Genomic DNA, 20,247 nt, shown 5'->3' on the forward strand with positions numbered 1-20,247 from the left:
ACATAACGAAAAATGAAGCAGGAGGGTGAGGATCGTGACAGCAGAAGTAACCAAAGTATATAAAGAACATATCCCGTCAACACGCTTGATCGGCAAACGGTATTCCGATGAGCACCGGAATGCGGCAGGAAGCTTCGCGGACCGATGGGATGAATGGTCCGCCAATGGCTGGTTCGAAGAGATCGGGAAGCTTGGCGCACTGCCTGAATCTGAGGGTTCTTCATACGGAATCATGCGAATGAGCGGAAATCAGTTTGAATATTGGATCGGGATGCTGTTCCCGGAGCACACGGAAGCTCCGGACGGATATGATTATGCGGATCTGGCGGAAGGCGATGTGGGGATCTGTTGGTTATACGGTAATAGGGATAACGGTGAGCTCTTCGGTATGGAACCCCATAACGCATGTATGGCTAAAATCGCCGAACAAGGCTGGATCCTGGACGAGAACCCGTGGTTCTTCGAACGCTATCACCATATCCGTTTCATGACGCCGGACGAACAGGGGAATGTCATATTGGACTACGGTGTTTATGTGAAATGAGACAAACCATTCGCTTTGTATGAATGAGAGCCACTTGATGGAGTGGCTCTTATCTATTCTTCTGATTCAGTTATGTAAACTACACGCCAGAACCTGATCGCCAGAATTTGTATGTTTCGATGCTTGTTGGCCATTTGTTGGTAAGGCGAGAGGGCGATTGGTACAGGTAATAACGGATACGCCTTGCGGTTTGTTAAATTTTTCATAATAGGAGGGCATCAAGATGAAAGAGGGATGGGAACGCTCAGTTCCCCCGATGCAACTAGACATCACACAAATTCAAGATATGATGGCACCCGTATTCCCCGGTAAAAAAGTAGCAGCCGCTGAACGGATCGGTACCGGACTTAGCAATACCAACTACAAAATTCGTCTGGAAGACAGTGCAGAGCCTTACGTGCTGCGCTTATTCAGGAAAGGTCGTGAGATTGCCGACAAAGAACTGGCTATCATTCGAAAGGTACGCCAAACCGTTCCTGTTGCTGATTATCTCTATGCCGATATGACCTGCAGCGAATTCGATAAACCATGGGCGGTAATGGAGTGGAAGGAAGGCGTTCTTCTTCGTGATGTGATGCAGGGCGGAAGCGAGCAGGATCTCATCGCCGCCGCAGCCTCCGCCGGACGCATTCTCGCCAACATACACAAGCACACATTTACGGAGTCCGGTTTCATCAATGGGGACATGAAAGTCCAGGATCCGATGAGGATGGACGGGGAACGGTTTCTCGTATTTATGGAACAAAGCCTCTTTCAGGATCCATGCGGCCAATGGCTCGGGGAAGAGTTGGCTCAATCGGTATGGTCCTTCAGCCGAACGTATAGTCATTTATTGTCGGAGATTGAAGATACACCCGTTCTTGTTCATTCGGACTATAACGGCTTAAATATATTGATGCGGAATGGTGCTGCAGGATGTGAGGTTTCGGCAGTGCTTGATTGGGAGGAGGCTTTTTCATGGAACCGATACGTAGATATTGCCAATATGCTTCGATACGAACGCAATGGATCTGTATTTGAAACGAACTTTATTCGTGCATATCGTGAGGAAGGAGTGGTTCTGCATGATCACTGGAAAATCCTATCCAAGCTTGAGGATCTGGTTGCCTTGTGCGATATGTTAACCCATTCCAGCTTGGCCACGCCCAATCGAATGCATGATCTACAGCGTTTGATTGCGGAAACCGTTCAGGTTACGACGAATGGCTGAGGTTTTATTCGCTTCTTAAATCGTAATAAAGAAATTGAATTGCATTATAGATTTCGTTTGTCTATAATGGATGTCATAAGTCTATAATGATATTTGTCCATGGCAATCTTCCTTGGGCGCGGAGAAAGAAACAAGAAGTCTTGTCTTCTTGCGTTCTTATTATGGACATTAAAGATCCAGAAAGGTGTTGGTATAAATGAGTGAACAAATGCATGATGTCCTTATTATTGGCGGGGGGCCGGCAGGCTTGAATGCTGCATTGGTATTGGGGAGAGCGAGGAAACATGTGGTGCTGATTGATGAAGGGAAGCCGCGAAATAGGGTTACCCGCGAGTCCCATGGTTTTCTTACCCGAGACGGTGTCAGCCCATCGGAATTTCGCAGGATCGCAAGGGAACAGATTAGCGTTTATCCCTCTGTAAGTTTTGTAGAGGATACTGCCGCTTCGGTTACAGGTGTTGATGGTGATTTTCAAATTACAACAAGGCAAGGGACGGTATACCGCAGTAAAAAGCTCCTCTTTGCCGTCGGGAAGAAAGATAGCCCCTTGGATATTAACGGATTGGCAGACGTATATGGAAAAAGCGCCTTCGTCTGTCCCTATTGCGATGGATGGGAACTGCGGGATCAGCCGCTTGTCGTGATTGCCAAGGGTGCGGGTGCAGCGCACCTTGCCAAAGTCATTGCAGGTTGGAGTGATCATTATACAATCTGTACCCATGGACCGGATGAACTGACGGATGAACAACGACAAGAAATGGAGGAGCATAACATCCCCGTATTCAGCTCCCCGATTCATCGCATTGAGTCGAACGAAGGGATGGTACGGCAAGTCGTGCTGGACGATGGAAACGTTATTCCATGCACGGGCATCTTTTTCGCGCCGAAGCTGGTCTCCGGCTCTGAATTGCCGGCCGCGATCGGCTGTCAAATCAATGAAGCCGGAAGCGTGGTCATTGATGCCTTCGGCAAAACGAGCGTGCCAGGCGTCTACAGCGCCGGTGATGCAGCCACCGAAATGTATCAAGTCATAGCCGCCGCTTCGATGGGAGCTATGGCTGCAGTAGCCATCAATGGTGAGCTGCTTAACGAACGCTGGAATCGTTAAAACATGAATATGCGAAAGGCAGGCTTGGTTAGAATCCATGTCTGCCTTTTTTATACCCTTAGGGGATTTTTTGATTATAAATGATTCTTACACTCCGGGGTGGTACCGTTTTTGGGTATGATGGAGTCATCAAGTAAAAGGAAGGGTGTTGGGAATGAGAAAAACAATCGAGTACATCATGAATCAAGTTTGGAGGGATATGAGCATTTAACCCTCCGACATTATGGAGGAGATATATTTGAATTCTCGAACCAAGAAATTTTTGTCCTATTATAAACCGTATCTGGGGTTGTTAGTTGCAGACTTGGCATGCGCTTTTGTTGTTTCGGCAATTACACTGATGCTTCCGCTGTGTATAAGGTATATCACCATTAACGTGTTGGAAGGGAATTCCCCGAATCCGCTGAACCAAATCTATGCGGTGGGTGCGATCATGCTGGCCATGGTCCTCATTCATACTTTCTGCGATATGTTCATCTCCTATAAAGGACATATGATGGGGGCTTATATGGAGAGTGACATGAGACGGGAGCTGTTTGACCATTTTCAGAAGCTGTCTTTTGGTTTCTACGATGAGAACAAAACAGGACAGCTCATGACCCGCACAACTAATGACATTCTATCGCTAACCGAATTGTATCACCATGGGCCCGAAGATATCGTCATTTCCGTTCTGAAGTTCCTGGGTGCATTCATCATCTTAATGTATATTGACGTGAAGCTTACCTTGATCGTATTTCTCTTTCTGCCGGTCATGGCTGTGTTTGCTTTTTATTTTAATAAGAAGATGAATGTGGCGCTGCGGGTTAGCAAGGATCGGATCGGGGATATCAACGCCCAGGTGGAGGATTCTCTATCGGGTATCCGCGTGGTGAAGTCGTTTACGAATGAACATGTGGAGAGGAAAAAGTTCGCCTATGCTAACGGGCGGTTCGTGGACAGCAGAAGGGAAGGGTATAAGAGTGAAACCTACTTTCACGAAGGGTTGGTCGGGTTTACCCAACTTATTACGATAGCGGTCATTGTGTTTGGCGGAGCCGCAATCGTGGATGCCTCGCTGGAACTGGCGGATTTGCTGACCTTTTTCTTGTGCATCGGCATCCTGATCGAACCGATCCAGAGACTGGTTAATTTCGCCAGGCTGTATCAGGAGGGCATTACGGGGTTCGACCGTTTCATGGAGATTCTGGAGGTAGAGCCGGATATCGAGGATTCCGTTGATGCTGCGGCCATCACGCAGGTTCAGGGGAATATTACATTTCAGAACGTCAGCTTTCGATACAAAGATAACTATGGCTATGTGCTAAAACAGGTATCGCTGGACATTAAGCCCGGAGAGTATGTGGCATTGGTAGGTCCCTCCGGCGTTGGCAAGACGACATTGTGTTCGTTGATTCCGCGTTTTTATGAAGTAAGTGAAGGATGCATTATGCTGGATGGACGCGATATCCGGGATATCACGCAGCACTCGTTAAGGAGACATATCGGGATTGTTCAGCAGGATGTATATTTGTTTGCGGGAACCGTCTTTGATAACATCCGGTATGGCAATATGGAGGCCGGCGAGGAGGAAATCATTGAAGCGGCAAAAAGAGCGAATGCCCATGATTTCATCATGGCACTGCCGGACGGTTATGATACGGATATCGGGCAGCGCGGCGTCAAGCTGTCCGGAGGACAGAAGCAGCGGCTCAGCATTGCACGCGTGTTCCTGAAGAATCCGCCGATTCTTATTTTTGATGAAGCGACCAGTTCCCTGGATAATGAAAGCGAGCGAGCCGTCCAGGAGTCGCTGGAACGGTTGAGCAATAATCGCACAACGCTTGTCATCGCTCATCGCCTGACAACGGTACGGAATGCGCAGCGAATCGTCGTGTTATCCGAGGACGGAATTGAGGAACAGGGCACGCATGATGAATTAATTGCCCGTCAAGGCGCTTATGCGAATTTATATAATATGCAATTAACCATATAAGCAGGAAGAAAGGCGATTTGTGAACGGTTTATGCACCGTCAGCAAATCGCCTTTGTCTGTAGTTGGATCAATCTATAGATTGCGTTGTTGCGTTGTCCTGTTCCAATCCGAAACCGAATTTATCCTTGAAGCGTTTTCCCAGGCTGTTGGTCTTCCACTTCCTTGATTGCATTGTCCTCGTCTTGCACTTTCTCCTTCGATGAACTAAACCATCCGATAACGGCAATCAGCACAAGAACAATATAGAAGGATGCCTTCCAGATCGAGCTTTCCGGGAAGTGATGGTCGATAAGGGCCACATCCGGATGCGCAAGGGTGATGACTGCAAGTTTGACCCCAACCCAACCGACAATGAGGAATGCCGCCACCTCAAGTCCGGGGCGCTGTTGCAGCAGCTTCACGAAGTAGGATGCCGCAAAACGCATGATGATCAGACCAATGAATCCTCCCAGGAAGATGACGATGAACTGACCTCCGTCCAGGCCGCCGATGTTCGCCAGACCGCTTGGCGGCAGTGCCACAGCCAGTGCTACGGCTGCAAGTATCGAGTCTACAGCAAACGCGATGTCTGCAACTTCCACTTTGAAGACGGTCATCCAGAAGCCGGATTGCTTCTTAGGTTTGTCCGGTAGCGGCTTGGCGTCTTCCGTTGGTTTCTTGCCTTTGATAAAGTGTTTCAATGTGTGATTGATCGAAATGTAGAGAAGATAGAGTGCGCCAATAGCTTGCACCTGCCATACGTCCACCAGGAACGAGATTAAGAACAGCGATCCGATGCGGAAGACAAACGCTCCGAGCAACCCGTAAAACAAAGCCTTTTTACGCTGAGTCTCAGGTAAATGCTTTACCATAATGGCAAGGACCAGCGCATTATCTGCTGCGAGCAACCCCTCCAGTGCGATGAGCACCAACAGCACCCACCCATACTCCAATAAAAGCTCCATACCAATTCCTCCTAGTTGTATAATTGAAGGCGCAAAAAGGACCTCCACCGGCAGGTGAAGGCCCTCCATAATCAAAAAGAGACCTTCACCACAGAGTGTGGTAAAGGTCTCGCAAACAACGTATCGTTGCCAACAAAGCCGGGGAATTTTCCCGGAATGACGACTTTGTTGTGTCAGCTACTCCCCTTTAATCACGTTCCTGCATAACTGATATCGTCATCAGTTAAGCCGTGATATAAAGATATAAATTTTTGAGGAATAAGTCAAGCTTTTTTACTTGAATTCAGCAGAATATGTCTCCATTGGAACGGGTCTATTCTTGATGGTAGAGCGTTGTCTCACTTTTACATTAACGCTCGATAATACAACACTAAGGAACACAAGGGCAGCACCCACATATTGATTGGAATTCATGATCTCGTGAGCAAACCAGAACCCGACCAATGCCGCGAATACAGGCTCCAGGGAGAATACAAGTCCCGTCCGGGTAGCGGTTGTATATTTTTGGGCGATCGTTTGGAAGATGAACCCGATTGCGGTGCATACCACGCTAAGAACAAGGACAGCAATCCACGAGTTGGTCGTGCTTGGCCATACTGGAGTTTCAAAGAGCAGAGATGAGATGAACGCATACAATCCCGTGAACCCTAGCTGTAGGATGCCAAGGCTTAGCGTATCAACCTTCTGCGCGGCAGTGCTTACCATATTGATATGGAGCGCATAACATAATGCCGCCGCTATGCAGAACAGATCACCAATCTTCAATGTGAAAGGAAGCTGGATGGTTAACAGCGCGATGCCGATTAAGGCTAGCAAAATACTGACAACCACTTTGTTCTCTATTTTTTTCTTAAATAGAAACGTATGTAATAAGGGGACAAACACCACCGTTAGACTGACCAGAAACCCGGCATTGGATGTGGTCGTGGTCCTCAGACCGAAGGTAAGCGCCGTGAACATAATAAATAATATAAAGCCCAGGAGCATGGCATACCGAATCGTTTGTACGTTAACCTGGCGCAAGCGGGGGAGAAAAATCACTCCTGCAAGTAGAAAGGCCAATCCAAAGCGTAGGGCTATCAAATTAAACTCTCCTAGCGAATCCAGTCCCATTTTCATAAAAAGATAGGACGAGCCCCAACAAATGGTGATGAACAAAATCATAAGATCGGCCTTCAGCGGTTTCAAGTTCTTTTTCCTCCTTCAAGTGATTGAACAGAATCAGTATACTCACGTACAATAGACAAGTAAAACGAATGTTTTTCATAATATATATGAGAAAAATTCATGCATTAGCGATCAGGAGGAATTCCCGTGAGTATCAATAAATTTAAAGTTCTACTAAAGGTCGTCGAGCTCGGAAGCTTGACCAAAGCTGCCGAAGTGATGGGATTTACGCAGTCCGGTGTCAGCCATATGATCAACAGCCTGGAAGATGAATTCGGCTTCTCGTTGCTGGTCCGGAACCGGTCGGGCGCCAAGTTGACAACCAATGGCGAGGAGATTCTGAAGACGATACGGGAAATATTGAAATGGAACGAACATTTGGAGCAGCAGGTGGCTTCCATTCATGGAATCGAGCTGGGAACCATACACATCGGGACCTTCACCAGCGTTGGCGTTCACTGGCTGCCGGGCATTATTCAGGATTTCCAGCGGGATTATCCCCATATCGAGATTCGTTTGGTTGAAGGAGACTATCGGGAAATTGAGGATTGGATCGCGGAAGGCAAGATTGATTGCGGGTTCCTGTCACTTCCAACGTCGGATATATTCGATGTGATACCCCTGCACCAAGACCCGATGCTTGTATTGCTGCCGATGGAACATCCGCTCCGTTCGGAGGATTCGATTACCTTGTCCCAGATTGAGAATGAACCGTTTATTATGCCCAGCCAAGGTTCCGATTATGATGTGAACCGAATGCTGGAGAAGGCCCGGATCAAGCCGGATATCAAATATACGCTTGGTGACGATTATGCCATTATGGCCATGGTCGAAAAGGGCCTTGGCATCAGTATTCTTCCAGAACTGGTGCTGCGAGGGCAGCAACGGAATATACGGTTGATCGAATTGAAGGAGAAGAGCTTCAGATCGCTCGGCATTGCCGTAAACTCCATGCGGGAGATATCTCCAGCTACGAAGCGATTCTTGAATTATGTTAAGAGTTATCCCAAGCTGTAGCTGCGATAGCGACGCTATCAACACGAGCCGGTTGTGTACGAGGGAGAGGCCCGCATATGCTGCGGGCCTCTCTTTCATCATCATCATCACGATGGTTATATTTCGGCCCGGAATGTTTTGCCTAACGGGTTGCCGAGGCCATAATAATGCCGGAAATTATATATAAGCGGACTCCATTTGCCGGGATCAATGTGATGATCATTCAAGATGATGTTGCTATGGGCGTGAACATGGATCGCCTGTGTTTCGACAATGGCAAACATGGAAGAATAGTCAGGAACCCGAATGTTTTTCACTGTCGCCTCGATTTGAATAGGACACTCCATGATGCGAGTAGGCTTTACGGTGACGGAATCGGCAGGAGTTAATCCACTTGTCGCATACTTATCTTTTTCATAAGTAAATCCGTTCTTTGCCTTATAATCAGGAACCGGATATTTTCCTGTATGAGGGGCTAATTGCTCAACATTCTCCCATAAGGAAGGGTCGGGAATGTTGATGACGCATTCAGGATGCCTTTCCAAGTTCTCTATCGCTTTACCCCCGAGTCCGATTCCTAAAATAATGTATTCCCCGAGCGCCCATGAAGAGGATATGGGACTAATATTGACGGTTTCATCTTCATTTAGCGTATTGAGTAAAATAACCGGGGTTCCATAGTAAAGAATTGTCGGTTTAATGATGTCCGTGTTAATCATGCCAGTAAGTTCCTTCATAAAATGTCCTCCTAAGTAGCTGTTCTATCTCAAATCATTGTAAAATAGAAAAGATTCGATGCACATCGAAATATGGATTACATCAGGAGGAATGAAGATGAATGCGAATCCAAACGTAGCACAAGTAGCTTCACTCGTAAGCGATGCATCGAGAGCGGCTATATTAACCGTCTTATTGGATGGGCGATATCATCCGGCAAGCGAGCTGGCGTACATGGCAAAAATCAAACCGCAAACGGCAAGCTTCCATTTATCGAAAATGGTAGCGGCGAATCTGGTCACCGTCGAAGAACAGGGAAGGCATCGTTATTACGGAATACGAAACCAGGAGGTTGCGCAAATCCTGGAAACCCTTCTGTCGATTACGCCTCCTGTCGAAATAAGGTCATTAAACCAAGCTACGGAGCATGAAGCCATACGTCAGGCAAGAACTTGTTACGATCATCTTGCAGGGAGCTTGGGAATCCAATTGACGAATTCGCTGCTTAACGCAGGAGTCATATCCGATACGGAAAATCAATTTACGGTTACAGAAAAAGGGGAAGTATTCTTTAAGGCATTTCAGATTGATCTGGAACAAGTCAAGCGAAAACGCCGCTCCTTCACGCATCGATGCTTGGATTGGAGTGAAAGACGTCATCACCTTGCCGGCGCATTAGGCCATGCCTTGCTTGAAAGGTTATTGGAGTTAAATTGGATACAACGCCTGCCAAGAACAAGGGCCATAACCATCACGCCTGAAGGCAAGAAGGGATTGAAAGAAACATTCCAGATTGATATGGAGTAGGAACGGGGAACGGGCTGCGGTATAGACTTATGGTCGCTGAAAGACCTATGGTACCCGAAAAATAAAAAGGACTGCCCTCGCCTCATCGGAAGATGAAGGGGACAGTCCTTGGATCAGAGATTAACGGAGTGTTTTCAATGCTCCGCTCCATGCAAGCACTTGGTCAAGCATACCATTCAGGTTGACGAGATGCAGATCAGCTGGTTTGAACACAGAACCGTTCTCAAAATCCGTGAATAACGAGAGCGCCGGGTGTACACGAACATCCGCTACGGACAATTCGCCCAGAATTCCACGCAGATGTTCGGCAGCACGAGCGCCGCCAACAGAACCGTAGCTCACGATACCTGCAGCTTTGTTGTTCCATGGCTCTCGAGCAAAATCGAGTGCATTTTTCAAAGAGCCAGAAATACTGTGGTTGTATTCTTGTACGATGAAGACAAAGCCATCAAGACTGTTCAGCTTATTGTTCCAAGCGGTAGCTTGCTCTGTAGCATCAGCTTCGCCCAAAAGCGGGAGCTTGTAATCAGCGATATCTACGATTTCGTAATTTGCATCTCCGCGTTCATCAGCGATACGTTTAACCCATTCACCTACTTGTGGACTTAAACGGCCTTGACGCGTACTGCCTAAAATGATACCGATATTCAATTTGGACACTGTTCTTACCTCCCGATCATTCTGAATATATTTTTATCGTGATGTGTTTGTTATTTTGCATGAGCTAATCATAATCTTAGGGGGTTAACTTTGTCAAGTAGCTTACAAAAAGTTTGTGTAAAATATTCCGATTTTTTTGTGCTTCCAAGTACGGTTGGATATGTGCCTGATTCGGACGTGTTTTGTACCGTATAGGCAGCAGCAATGTTATACTGATCATGTGCCCTGGAATAAAATTCCCGTGCAGAGAAAACACGCGTAATTCAGCACTTATAGTACATATAAAGATTGGAGAGGTGAAGCAAGTATGGAACTGAGACAATTAAGGTCCGACGAGTTTGAGATCAGCACAAAATTATCCGAATATGCCTTTCAATATACACTGACACCAGAGCAGCGAGAGTCCAATCAAAAGCATTTTAAACCTGAACGCTTCTGGGGGATTTTTGACGGAGAAGAGCTGCAAGCGAAACTGACCATCATCCCGCTGCAAGTTTATTTGCATGGAAACCTTTTCGAGATGGGCGGTATTGCCGGTGTGGCAACCTGGCCCGAGAACCGCAGACAGGGGCATGTATCCACCTTGCTCAAGCATGCATTGCAGGAGATGAAGGGCAAAGGCCAGACCCTTTCCTTCCTGCATCCGTTTTCGATCCCGTTCTATCGTAAATTTGGCTGGGAACTTTACGCGGAATATAAAAAGTACATCATTCCGGTCCCTAAATTCCCACGTAAGGTGGAAGTGCCTGGCCGCATTGTAAGAGGCGTAACCGATATTCCAACACTGGACGGCATGTATCAAGCCTATGCCAGCCGCTATAACGGCACGCTTGTGCGGGATGACACTTGGTGGACAAGATTCGTGCTGCAGGGGGACAGTCACAGCGTTGTTTATTATTCAGCTGAGGGCAAGCCGACGGGCTACGCGTTATATGAGCTCAAAGACAAAGATCTCGTGTGCGACGAATTTGTATACCTGAATGAAGAAGCCCGAAGCGCAATCTGGACCTTTTTTGGAAGCCATGATTCCAGGATTGAGCAGGTTACGATGACAATGGTGCCTGGGGATGATCAGCTGCCGTTCATGCTGCCGGATCCACGCGTTACCCAGGAAATCGTCCCATACTTCATGGCCCGTATCGTAGATTTGAAATCCTTTGTGGAGCAGTACACTTTTGAAGCGCATCAGGAAGCCGTAATGACCATAGAGGTGGAAGATTCCGTTGCGCCTTGGAATGCGGGCAGATGGAGGTTGTCCGTTAATCAAGAGGGGAAAGCGGAGTTGTCGGAGCTTCCGTCTGATCATGGGGAGCAGCCTGACCTGTCCACCGATATTCAGACGTTATCGGCGCTGTTTACGGGATACAAAAGGCCGCAGGCGCTGCATGCCATTCATCGGCTATCAGGAAATCCAAAGGCCATAACACAATTGGAGACGATGATTCCTGCGGGTCAAGCCTACCTCATGGATTTCTTTTGAGAAAGGGAGAAGACTTGGTGATTCGCAGACTGTTGCCTGAAGAACTGGGGGGTCTCTTAGAAACGATAAACCGAGAGCAGCATTTCTTATATTATTCCTACCTGGCGTTCCGGAAGAAACATACCGTTCACTATGGGCAGTTCTCAGAATGTGGAGAGCTTTCTACGCCTTCTCGGAGCGATGATTATGTGGAGCTTGGCAATATCGGCACGGATGCGGCGTGGAGAAGACAAGGGTACGGCAAGAAAGTGTGCGCGGAATTGACCCGTAAGGGGCGTGCAATCACTCCCGATGTGTATCTGAATGTGCTGGAAGAGAATCTAAGCGCGGTACGTTTATATCAGTCCCTGGGATATGTTACGGTGTGCAAACAATATATCGTTGAATTCGCACTGTAGTTAGTAGAGACGAAACAAAAAAAGCCTGACAACTCAGGCTTTTTTGTTTTTTAGCGGAGGGTACAGGTTCAATCCTGAACCTCCCGCTTGGAATAAACATAAAGCTTCCCGTCATCTCCATATTCCGCATAAGCGATATCTTCCAGGGAGTCAAAACCTTGTTCCCGCGCTTTCGATTGGATCACGCTCTGTTCAATGTGCTTGCCGAGCATCGATTCCTCGAGCAGCTTTCCCTTGTCGATGACCGTTACCGTAAAGGTGTCCGGCTTGGCTTCCATGCCCATATCCTGGGCTGTCGGCGGCTCGTACTCGGGTTTGCGCATGACAGACAGCGATCCGTCCGTTTCCAGAATGGCGTATTTAACTTCAGTTAACGAGAAAATGCTTTGCCGTCTCAGCATGGATAACAGCTGTTTATATTCCATATCGTATTTATTTAGCAATTTTTGGTTGAGTTTACCGTTATCGATCAGAAGCACCGCCCGGCCTTCCGTTAAATATCCGAACTTAACAAAGTGGGTGGTTGCCTTCTCGAAGAGGTAAGACATCGTCGTCCAAAGTGCAAGCGCGAATAACAAATGATATAGGTTTACCTTATCATCATAGAGGCTTGCCCCGACGATTTCACTCAGAATTAAGGAAGACAAGAAGTCAAGCGGTGTAAGCTGGCTGATGGTTTTTCTCCCCGTAACAAACGTGATGATCCATAACCCGAAAAAGCTGATGATCAGTTTGACTCCTAAATCGATAACCATATCCATGGACAACCCTCCTTCATCGTTAATGTCATATGGTAAGATATTAAACGCTTTGGCTTCAGGCAGAAACAAGGGAGATTTAACCGGATAGGGAAACCTTTCCTGTTGATAAGGAATATCCGCTTGTGATACGATGACTCGCACTGTCTCTCTGGTATATTCAGCTGGTCGGAGCACCGGGAAACGGGAGTTTTTAATGGACTGGGATGGGAATCGTGAAGAATCGCTTTTTGAGAACGGTATTGATTATATCAGCTATGATTAATATTCTAGGAGTCTTGGTTTTCGGTAACCATTACATAACGGATCATAACAAACATGCTGTGGGAGATAATAGTTCATACAGAACGTTTATTCACGGACTAAAGTTTTATAGTCAATTTCTTAGTCAATTGGATGACGATCAGGTGAAGGAGAAAAATATGAATCTATTGATTAATGCAGATGAGAGATTACATCTGGCAAGCAGATCATTGATAGAATTCAAATATTCGATGTCTACTACGAATTTGAATATGAATGGTGTTGAAATCATACTTTCTTCAATTGAAGAATCGATGTTCAACGAAATGTCCGTGTACTTGTTAGAAGACAGTGGGATAGGCCGGTTCATCGCGCTGCAAAGCAGCGTCGATCAGTTGTTGGAGAAACTACCCCAGCATTATAACTCCCAGAGTCAAGAACAATTTATCGGTGTAATAAACAACATCCCGTGATCATCTGTAATGAACGAAAGCCGCTGTTAGCAGCGGCTTTTTTTGATCTGTTCAGCAATGGATTCATTCATGAACCTAAATTTTTTATGCTAACCCCTTGAAAGCGACGCGACGTCATCTTGTAAGATGTATTTGTCATAGAAAATTACGGTCTACGTCATAAATACATACAGAGGGAGATGGTCGGAATGAACAAGGGAGATGTCATTATTTACGCTTGCGTCATCATTGGAGCGGGGATCGGTTTAGCGCTGGGCAGTGCATTTCCAGGAGTTCTGGTCGGTTTAGGTGTTGGGTATTTGCTTAAAATATCTTTGAACAATGAAGAAAAGTAACCATGATAGAGATGTTGACATACGTTGTATTAGAGGAGACATTAAGTTATGTATGTTAACATGGATATAGCAGTCAGATTATTGTTTGACAATTAGAAAAAACTGACTTATAGTACTTTACTATCAGCAACGATCAAAGACATGATTCTTGGAACAACCTGCCCAGAGAGGGAAGCGATTGGTGAAAGCTTCCTCCGTGCTTGCTTCTTGAATTACCCCTTTGTAGCTGTGTTTTTGAACCCTGATCGGTCGTTTGACTATCGAGATATGGAACTAGAAAACACCGAGTCATCCCCGTTATCGGATGTCTGAATGAGGATCGAAAAGAGCACGCTGGCCGTATGAGCGAATGCAACTTTCGATCAAATTAGGGTGGAACCACGAGCTGAACGCACTCGTCCCTTAGGGATCGAGTGCTTTTTTGCGTTCAATCAAAATTTGATGGAGGGATAACAATGTCAATTATAGTAACGCTGCCGGACGGAAGTAAAAGGGAGTATCCCGCACAAACGACGATGAGCCAGATCGCGGAATCCATTCATTCAGGTCTGAGGAAACAGGCTGTTGCAGCCAAAGTGAATGGGAAACTCGTGGATTTGAATCATGAGCTGCGTCAGGATTCGGAAGTAAGCATCATCACGCTGGATTCAGAGGATGGGTTGTACGTGTATCGGCACAGCGCGGCTCATCTGATGGCCCAGGCCGTTAAACGGATGTATGGCAACCAATCCGTCCATTTTGGGGTAGGACCTGTCATTGAGGATGGTTTTTATTACGATATGGATCTGGGGCATTCGATTACAACCGATGACTTGATTGCCATTGAGCGAGAAATGCAGAAGATCGTTCAGGAAGACCTGCCGATTATTCGCAGGGAGGTTGGTCGTCAGGAGGCCGAACGTATTTTTAAAGATGACCCATACAAGATGGAGCTGATCCGTGAATTGCCGGAGGACGAGGTCATTTCGGTGTATGAGCAGGGGGAATTCGTTGATTTGTGCAGGGGGCCGCATCTTCCATCAACGGGTAGAATCAAGGCATTCAAATTAATGAGTGTGGCGGGAGCTTATTGGCGGGGGAACTCGGAAAATAAAATGCTGCAACGGATATACGGAACGGCGTTTCCCAAGAAGTCGCAGCTCGAGGAACATCTGTTGCTGCTTGAAGAGGCCAAGAAACGGGATCATCGGAAGCTCGGAAAAGAGCTGGGGCTCTTTATGTTCTCGGAGGAAGCACCGGGCATGCCTTTCTTTTTGCCGAACGGGATGATGATCCGCAATGAGCTGGAGCAATTCGCAAGAGGACTTCAATTCCATCGCGATTATGATGAGGTGCGCACTCCGCTGATGATGAACAAGCGGCTCTGGGAAATGTCCGGTCATTGGGATCATTACAAAGACAATATGTATTTCACACAAGTAGATGAGACGGAGTACGCGCTGAAGCCGATGAACTGTCCAGGGCATATGTTAGTCTACAAAAATTCGCTGCATTCCTACAGAGAGCTGCCTATTCGTATATCCGAATTTGGTCAGGTGCACCGACATGAATTCTCAGGCGCTCTTAACGGCATGATGCGGGTGCGTACGTTTTGTCAGGATGATGCACATATTTTTGTAAGACCCGATCAGATCCAGGAAGAAATTAAGCTGGTTATCGATTTTATCAGCCAGGTTTATCAAGTCTTTGGCTTTGAATATACAATCGAGTTATCGACAAGGCCGGAAGATTCCATGGGGTCTGAACAATTGTGGGAGCAGGCGGAGTCCTCTCTGCAGCAGGTGCTGGATCAACTAGGGCTGCCGTACCGGATTAATGAAGGGGATGGGGCGTTTTACGGACCGAAAATCGATTTTCATATCCTTGATTCCCTAAAGCGAAGCTGGCAATGCGGCACCATCCAACTGGATTTCCAATTCCCTGAAAAATTCGATCTTTCGTATATCGGAGAAGATAACCAGAAGCATCGGCCGGTGGTTATTCACCGGGCGGTATTTGGATCCATCGAGCGATTTATCGGGATTCTTACAGAGCATTACGGCGGGGCTTTCCCGATGTGGCTGGCTCCCGTACAGGTTATGATTATACCGGTATCGGACCATTATATCGATTACTCGTTGAAGGTGAAGAAGCGTCTGGAGAATGCCGGCATCCGGGTGAACGTCGATGTAAGAAATGAAAAGCTGGGTTATAAAATCCGTGAAGCGGGTCTGCTGAAAACGCCATACACGCTGGTCCTTGGGGAGAAGGAAATGAACTCCGATCACGTATCGGTCCGTAAACGGGGCGAGGGCGAACTTGGTGAAAGCTCCATAGATCAAGTAATTGAAAGGCTTCGGAACGAGATAAAGTCTAGGAAATAAGAAGAGGTCTGTCAGCTGTTTGAATGAAGCTATTGTTTGAGCGGTGAAATCTTTTGTAAGTGGAATAGAAGATTGTCAAAGATCCTTCTCAATCTCTGCTGGAGTTTGATGATGTCCTGGAGGATAAAAAGAATCGTCGCATTGGCGAAGTCGATAGAACGCCGCAAGAGATGATCGCCTATCAGCTTGGATGGCTAACGCTGGTGATGAGCTGGGAGAAGGATGAATTAGCGGGCAAAGAAGTCACGACGCCAACCCCTGACTATAAATGGAACCAATTGGGAGCGTTGTATCAGCAATTCTACCTTGCCTATGACGCCTATTCTTTGGAAGAATTGCGTTTCATGCTGAAGCAGAGGACGGATGAATGGTGCGAATGGATCAACCGGTTGACCGAGGAAGAGTTGTATCGCCCGGGCGTTCGAAAATGGACGGCAACCAGTGCCAACTGGCCGATGTGGAAATGGCTGCATATCAATTCAGTCGCCCCTTTCAAAAGCTTCAGAACCCAAATCAGAAAGTGGAAAAAGTACGACGGCTAGACCATATCGCTTGGCAGAACGGACGATCCGAGGTTATCTCGGATCGTTTTTTGGGTTGGATTAGGGCAGAAAGGGACAGATCTGATTCTTTTTTACCGCCAAGGGATACAAAAGTCAAAATATTGCACATCAAGGCAAAAATCGGCTCTACTAGAACCGGGTCACTCTCCTTATCATGAATCGTAATCAGAATCGATTTGAAGGGAGTAAGAGGTTATGTGGAGCAGTGCGATTCAAGATGCCGTAGAGAAAATCCGAAAAAACATGGATACCTTCGGGACCAGATTTCCCCACGTCAGCAGGGATGGATCTTATTTGCTGAATGACAATGACGACTGGACGAACGGCTTCTGGAGCGGCCTTCTCTGGCTATGTTATGAATACACAGGTGACGAGGCTTTCAGACTGGGGGCAGTGCGAACGGTGGAAGATTTCCGCCAACGCTTTGCGGATAAGAAGGTGCTTGATCATCACGATATCGGATTCCTGTATTCCTTGTCTTCCAAAGCGGAGTGGATCGTTGAGAAGAACGAGAGTGCCCGCCAGTTGACGCTTCAGGCTGCGGACTTGCTGCTGAAACGCTGGCGTCCGGGCGGAGGTTATATTCAGGCCTGGGGTCCTGAAGGAGATGAACAGGAGGGTGGCCGGATCATCATCGATTGTTTGATGAATCTGCCGCTGCTGTTCTGGGCGGAACAGCAAACCGGCAATCCCGTATATCGGGAGGTTGCAATTATGCAGGCGGAGAAGACAAGACGTTATCTGGTGCGGGGAGATGACAGTTCATACCACACCTTTTTCTTTGATCCGCGTACCGGGGAGCCGATCGGAGGAGCCACGCATCAGGGCTATACGAATGGTTCGACTTGGACGCGGGGGCAAGCCTGGGGGGTGTACGGCTTCGCGCTGGCTTACCAATATACAGGAGATCCTGTATACCTCGATACATCTAAAAGAATGGCGAGGTATTTCTTGAAGCACTTACCGGAGGATCATGTCGCCCTTTGGGACTTTAATGCTCCCGTAACCGCCGAGACCTATCGCGACAGCTCGGCCTCCGCCATTGTGGCAGCAGGCTTGCTGGAACTGATTGGACACCTGGAAGAGGAGGATCCCGAAAGAGAGGGCTTCGAACAAGGACTGAAGGATTCCATGACCTCGCTGGTACGAGATTATTCCACGATCGGCAAAGAAGCGGAGGGCCTGCTGCAGCATGGTTCTTACCATGTGCGCGGCGGATTGTCCCCGGATGATTTCATGATCTGGGGGGATTATTTTTACCTGGAAGCTTTGATTCGGATGGAGACCGGGCGCAAGGGGTACTGGTATGAACGTTGATACCACGGAAGCTTCGGTGGATGAAGTTTTGGCGATTTTGAATCTGGAGGATCCCGCTATGGGTCCGATGCAAGTTGGAGACGATCAAGGTCATCGGTACGATATCCTGTGTAAGCTGCATCAACACTTCTCTTGCCGGAGGACACCCGGATGGTGGATGAGCAGTGAGGATAAGCAGAAAATCACGGATTATGTGAAGCAATACTGTGGAGATGAGCTGGAAACCGTGATGAAGACGGCGGATGAGGTGGTGCGGCAGACGTTCCTGTTCCGCTTTCCATGGGATATGGAACGGAGCGTGATTCCGGTTACATTTGACGGTGATATAGACTGGTGCCATATTCCCGATCAAGACGTGGAGTGGGCTTACATGCTGAATCGCCACCGCTATTGGGTGGCGCTGGGACAAGCGTATGCGATGACAGGCGATGAGGAGTATGCGGCGGCATTTTGCCGCCAGCTTGAAGATTGGATCAATCGGAATCCTGTTCCTGGAGAACCTACGACGGATACGTTGACATGGCGCCCGATCGAAGCGGGTCTGCGCAGCGTGAACTGGATCAAGGCACTTCGATACATGATCGGCAGTCCATCCCTGACTCCGTCGCTGCTCGGTAAAGCGCTGGTTTCGCTTCACGAGCATGGGGAGTATCTGGCTGCTTCCTTCACCAGCTGGAAGCATATCAGCAACTGGGGTGTTCTGGAAACTTGCGGTTTATACCATATTGCACTGTTCTTCCCCGAGTTCGGCAAGTCGGCAAGGTGGCGGGAAATGGGGGAAGAGAGACTGAAGGAAACGGCACGGCTCCAGATCATGGCGGATGGCATTCACTGGGAGCAATCGCCAACGTACCATCATGAGGTGCTGGCTTGTTATCTTGACTGCGTTCACCTCGCCAATCTCAACGGGTTGGAGCTTGATGGTCCATTTCGGCGTACGGTCCGCGAGATGGCTGGAGCCTCCTTGTACTGGGCGAAGCCGAATCACAGGCAGCCGATGCTGGGAGACAGCGACGACAGCGATATCCGTTCCATTCTGACCTATGCTGCGTGGTTATTTGGGGATTCCGTTCTGCGCTTTGGCGGCAATGCCCGGCCGGATTATGATAATGCCTGGCTGTTCGGCATAGAGGGAATCCAGGATTACCAAGCGATGGCTCCCGCGGAGCCGCCATACCTGAGCCGAGCTTTTACCCATTCCGGTCATTATACGATGCGAACGGGCTGGGACGAAGAAGCACTGTACCTTTATTTTCACTGCGGTCCGCTCGGGGGAGGCCACGGGCATGCCGATATGCTGCATATGGATATCCATGCCTACGGCCGTGATCTGCTCACCGATGTTGGAAGATACAATTATAGCGATCATACACCGCTGAGAAAAGCATTAAAGGAGAGCGCAGCCCATAACACAACGGTTGTCGACGGAATCGGATTTACCGGGGTCAAGGACACCTGGTCCTTCGACCGGATTGCCGGGCCGCTAGGCTGCAAATGGATCAGCAGACCGGAGTTTGACTATGTCGAGGGGGCGCATGACGGCTATCTCTATGGGAATGAACCGTTGTATCCGCGCCGAAGGATCATCTTTATCAAGCCGTATTATTGGCTGCTGATCGACAGCTTGGTGTGCCTTGAGCAGCATACCTTTACTCAGCATTTTCATTTTCCGCACCCGCCCGGAGAAGTCGGAGTGGAAGCGGAGTCATTGATATGCCGTACAAACACCCTCGGGGAGGCGAATCTATCCATTATCCCGGTAACCACAGACGGCCTGAATGCGGAAGTGGGCGAGGGCGTGATATCCCGCGAATATAACCTGCTGGAACCAAATTCGAATGTCTCATACTCCCGGACAGGGGAAGGACTCATCAGCATCATGCAGGTGCTGTATCCACATCGTCCAGGCGAAACGATCCTACCTCGAGTCCGTAAAGTGTCCGTATATCGTCATACGGGCGAGCGGGTTCATGACGGGCAAGCAGAGGCATGCGGGGTGCAGCTCCCGGGTATGGAAGAGGAGTTTATTCTCGTTGTTAGTCACCGTGCGCCGTCCGGCCATTATGATTCTTACGTAGTGGAGGGCATGCAGATCTTCGGAGAGGTTGTGCTGATAACCCTTCAAGACAGAAAAAAGCAAGCAACCGTGATCATTTAATGAATGCTTCCGGCACAGAGGACTGATAGAA

At 48.0% G+C, this 20,247-nt stretch carries 19 protein-coding genes; 14 read left to right on the top strand and 5 right to left on the bottom strand.

What is annotated here, in order from left to right:
• The first annotated feature begins 34 nt into the window (after nucleotides 1–34).
• From PAEVO_RS05880 to PAEVO_RS05895, 4 genes are all read left to right on the top strand, one after another.
• Nucleotides 35–544, top strand: a complete 510-nt coding sequence (locus tag PAEVO_RS05880) for an AraC family transcriptional regulator (RefSeq protein WP_100536706.1) — start codon at nucleotides 35–37, stop codon at nucleotides 542–544.
• Nucleotides 545–767: 223 nt separating this feature from the next.
• Nucleotides 768–1,754 (top strand): phosphotransferase family protein, encoded by a 987-nt coding sequence (locus PAEVO_RS05885; RefSeq protein WP_100536707.1) that lies wholly within the window; start codon nucleotides 768–770, stop codon nucleotides 1,752–1,754.
• Nucleotides 1,755–1,950: 196 nt separating this feature from the next.
• Nucleotides 1,951–2,862, top strand: coding sequence for an NAD(P)/FAD-dependent oxidoreductase (locus PAEVO_RS05890; RefSeq protein WP_100536708.1), 912 nt, complete (start codon nucleotides 1,951–1,953; stop codon nucleotides 2,860–2,862).
• Between the two features lie 238 nt (nucleotides 2,863–3,100).
• Nucleotides 3,101–4,837: an ABC transporter ATP-binding protein gene (locus PAEVO_RS05895; protein WP_100539332.1), complete on the top strand. Its 1,737-nt coding sequence runs from the start codon at nucleotides 3,101–3,103 to the stop codon at nucleotides 4,835–4,837.
• Between the two features lie 119 nt (nucleotides 4,838–4,956).
• On the opposite strand, the gene PAEVO_RS05900 is transcribed toward PAEVO_RS05895, so the two are convergent.
• Entirely contained in the window at nucleotides 4,957–5,781 is an 825-nt protein-coding gene (locus PAEVO_RS05900) for a TerC family protein (RefSeq protein WP_100536709.1), read from the bottom strand.
• 273 nt (nucleotides 5,782–6,054) lie between these two features.
• Nucleotides 6,055–6,969: a DMT family transporter gene (locus tag PAEVO_RS05905; protein ID WP_100536710.1), complete on the bottom strand. Its 915-nt coding sequence runs from the start codon at nucleotides 6,967–6,969 to the stop codon at nucleotides 6,055–6,057.
• Between the two features lie 126 nt (nucleotides 6,970–7,095).
• Between PAEVO_RS05905 and PAEVO_RS05910 the strand changes: the two genes are divergently transcribed.
• On the top strand, nucleotides 7,096–7,965 hold the full coding sequence (locus tag PAEVO_RS05910) for a LysR family transcriptional regulator (RefSeq protein WP_100536711.1): 870 nt from the start codon (nucleotides 7,096–7,098) through the stop codon (nucleotides 7,963–7,965).
• Between the two features lie 95 nt (nucleotides 7,966–8,060).
• Here PAEVO_RS05910 and PAEVO_RS05915 read toward each other — a convergent pair whose 3' ends face one another.
• Entirely contained in the window at nucleotides 8,061–8,681 is a 621-nt protein-coding gene (locus tag PAEVO_RS05915; protein ID WP_100536712.1) for a flavin reductase family protein, read from the bottom strand.
• A gap of 97 nt (nucleotides 8,682–8,778) precedes the next feature.
• Between PAEVO_RS05915 and PAEVO_RS05920 the strand changes: the two genes are divergently transcribed.
• Nucleotides 8,779–9,468, top strand: a complete 690-nt coding sequence (locus tag PAEVO_RS05920) for an ArsR/SmtB family transcription factor (protein WP_100536713.1) — start codon at nucleotides 8,779–8,781, stop codon at nucleotides 9,466–9,468.
• 120 nt (nucleotides 9,469–9,588) lie between these two features.
• On the opposite strand, the gene PAEVO_RS05925 is transcribed toward PAEVO_RS05920, so the two are convergent.
• Complete coding sequence (locus PAEVO_RS05925; RefSeq protein ID WP_090911314.1) at nucleotides 9,589–10,128, bottom strand: NADPH-dependent FMN reductase; 540 nt, start codon at nucleotides 10,126–10,128, stop codon at nucleotides 9,589–9,591.
• A 307-nt stretch (nucleotides 10,129–10,435) separates the two neighbouring features.
• Between PAEVO_RS05925 and PAEVO_RS05930 the strand changes: the two genes are divergently transcribed.
• The gene (locus PAEVO_RS05930; protein WP_100536714.1) at nucleotides 10,436–11,608 is read left to right on the top strand and encodes a GNAT family N-acetyltransferase; all 1,173 of its coding nucleotides are present in this window, start codon (nucleotides 10,436–10,438) and stop codon (nucleotides 11,606–11,608) included.
• Between the two features lie 17 nt (nucleotides 11,609–11,625).
• Complete coding sequence (locus PAEVO_RS05935) at nucleotides 11,626–12,006, top strand: GNAT family N-acetyltransferase (RefSeq protein ID WP_100536715.1); 381 nt, start codon at nucleotides 11,626–11,628, stop codon at nucleotides 12,004–12,006.
• A gap of 68 nt (nucleotides 12,007–12,074) precedes the next feature.
• On the opposite strand, the gene PAEVO_RS05940 is transcribed toward PAEVO_RS05935, so the two are convergent.
• Nucleotides 12,075–12,767: a DUF421 domain-containing protein gene (locus PAEVO_RS05940; RefSeq protein WP_100536716.1), complete on the bottom strand. Its 693-nt coding sequence runs from the start codon at nucleotides 12,765–12,767 to the stop codon at nucleotides 12,075–12,077.
• A 212-nt stretch (nucleotides 12,768–12,979) separates the two neighbouring features.
• Here PAEVO_RS05940 and PAEVO_RS33690 point away from each other — a divergent pair, with 212 nt between their 5' ends.
• The 6 genes from PAEVO_RS33690 to PAEVO_RS05965 all read left to right on the top strand — a co-directional run bounded on the left by PAEVO_RS33690 (nucleotide 12,980) and on the right by PAEVO_RS05965 (nucleotide 20,216).
• Nucleotides 12,980–13,480: a hypothetical protein gene (locus PAEVO_RS33690; RefSeq protein WP_165789618.1), complete on the top strand. Its 501-nt coding sequence runs from the start codon at nucleotides 12,980–12,982 to the stop codon at nucleotides 13,478–13,480.
• A 188-nt stretch (nucleotides 13,481–13,668) separates the two neighbouring features.
• Entirely contained in the window at nucleotides 13,669–13,815 is a 147-nt protein-coding gene (locus PAEVO_RS33695; RefSeq protein WP_165789619.1) for a hypothetical protein, read from the top strand.
• Nucleotides 13,816–14,270: 455 nt separating this feature from the next.
• Complete coding sequence (thrS, locus tag PAEVO_RS05950) at nucleotides 14,271–16,178, top strand: threonine--tRNA ligase (protein WP_100536718.1); 1,908 nt, start codon at nucleotides 14,271–14,273, stop codon at nucleotides 16,176–16,178.
• A gap of 98 nt (nucleotides 16,179–16,276) precedes the next feature.
• Nucleotides 16,277–16,720 carry a ClbS/DfsB family four-helix bundle protein gene (locus PAEVO_RS05955; RefSeq protein ID WP_279300465.1) on the top strand — a complete coding sequence of 148 codons (444 nt, stop codon included), beginning with the start codon at nucleotides 16,277–16,279 and terminating at the stop codon, nucleotides 16,718–16,720.
• 216 nt (nucleotides 16,721–16,936) lie between these two features.
• The gene (locus PAEVO_RS05960) at nucleotides 16,937–18,058 is read left to right on the top strand and encodes a glycoside hydrolase family 88 protein (protein WP_100536720.1); all 1,122 of its coding nucleotides are present in this window, start codon (nucleotides 16,937–16,939) and stop codon (nucleotides 18,056–18,058) included.
• Nucleotides 18,048–20,216, top strand: coding sequence for an alginate lyase family protein (locus PAEVO_RS05965; RefSeq protein WP_100536721.1), 2,169 nt, complete (start codon nucleotides 18,048–18,050; stop codon nucleotides 20,214–20,216). Before PAEVO_RS05960 ends, PAEVO_RS05965 begins: the two co-directional genes overlap by 11 nt.
• The last annotated feature ends 31 nt before the right edge of the window (nucleotides 20,217–20,247 follow it).

The organism is Paenibacillus sp. GM2FR, from assembly GCF_002803325.1.
GTDB classification, from domain to species: Bacteria; Bacillota; Bacilli; order Paenibacillales; family Paenibacillaceae; genus Paenibacillus_AQ; species Paenibacillus_AQ lautus.

Coding starts and splice junctions, on each gene's coding strand:
- PAEVO_RS05960 (WP_100536720.1), top strand. CDS start 16,937: ATGTGGAGCAGTGCGATTCAAGATGCCGTAGAGAAAATCCGAAAAAAC.
- PAEVO_RS05900 (WP_100536709.1), bottom strand. CDS start 5,781: ATGGAGCTTTTATTGGAGTATGGGTGGGTGCTGTTGGTGCTCATCGCA.
- PAEVO_RS33695 (WP_165789619.1), top strand. CDS start 13,669: ATGAACAAGGGAGATGTCATTATTTACGCTTGCGTCATCATTGGAGCG.
- PAEVO_RS05915 (WP_100536712.1), bottom strand. CDS start 8,681: ATGAAGGAACTTACTGGCATGATTAACACGGACATCATTAAACCGACA.
- PAEVO_RS05920 (WP_100536713.1), top strand. CDS start 8,779: ATGAATGCGAATCCAAACGTAGCACAAGTAGCTTCACTCGTAAGCGAT.
- PAEVO_RS05965 (WP_100536721.1), top strand. CDS start 18,048: ATGAACGTTGATACCACGGAAGCTTCGGTGGATGAAGTTTTGGCGATT.
- PAEVO_RS05885 (WP_100536707.1), top strand. CDS start 768: ATGAAAGAGGGATGGGAACGCTCAGTTCCCCCGATGCAACTAGACATC.
- thrS (WP_100536718.1), top strand. CDS start 14,271: ATGTCAATTATAGTAACGCTGCCGGACGGAAGTAAAAGGGAGTATCCC.
- PAEVO_RS05890 (WP_100536708.1), top strand. CDS start 1,951: ATGAGTGAACAAATGCATGATGTCCTTATTATTGGCGGGGGGCCGGCA.
- PAEVO_RS05940 (WP_100536716.1), bottom strand. CDS start 12,767: ATGGATATGGTTATCGATTTAGGAGTCAAACTGATCATCAGCTTTTTC.
- PAEVO_RS05930 (WP_100536714.1), top strand. CDS start 10,436: ATGGAACTGAGACAATTAAGGTCCGACGAGTTTGAGATCAGCACAAAA.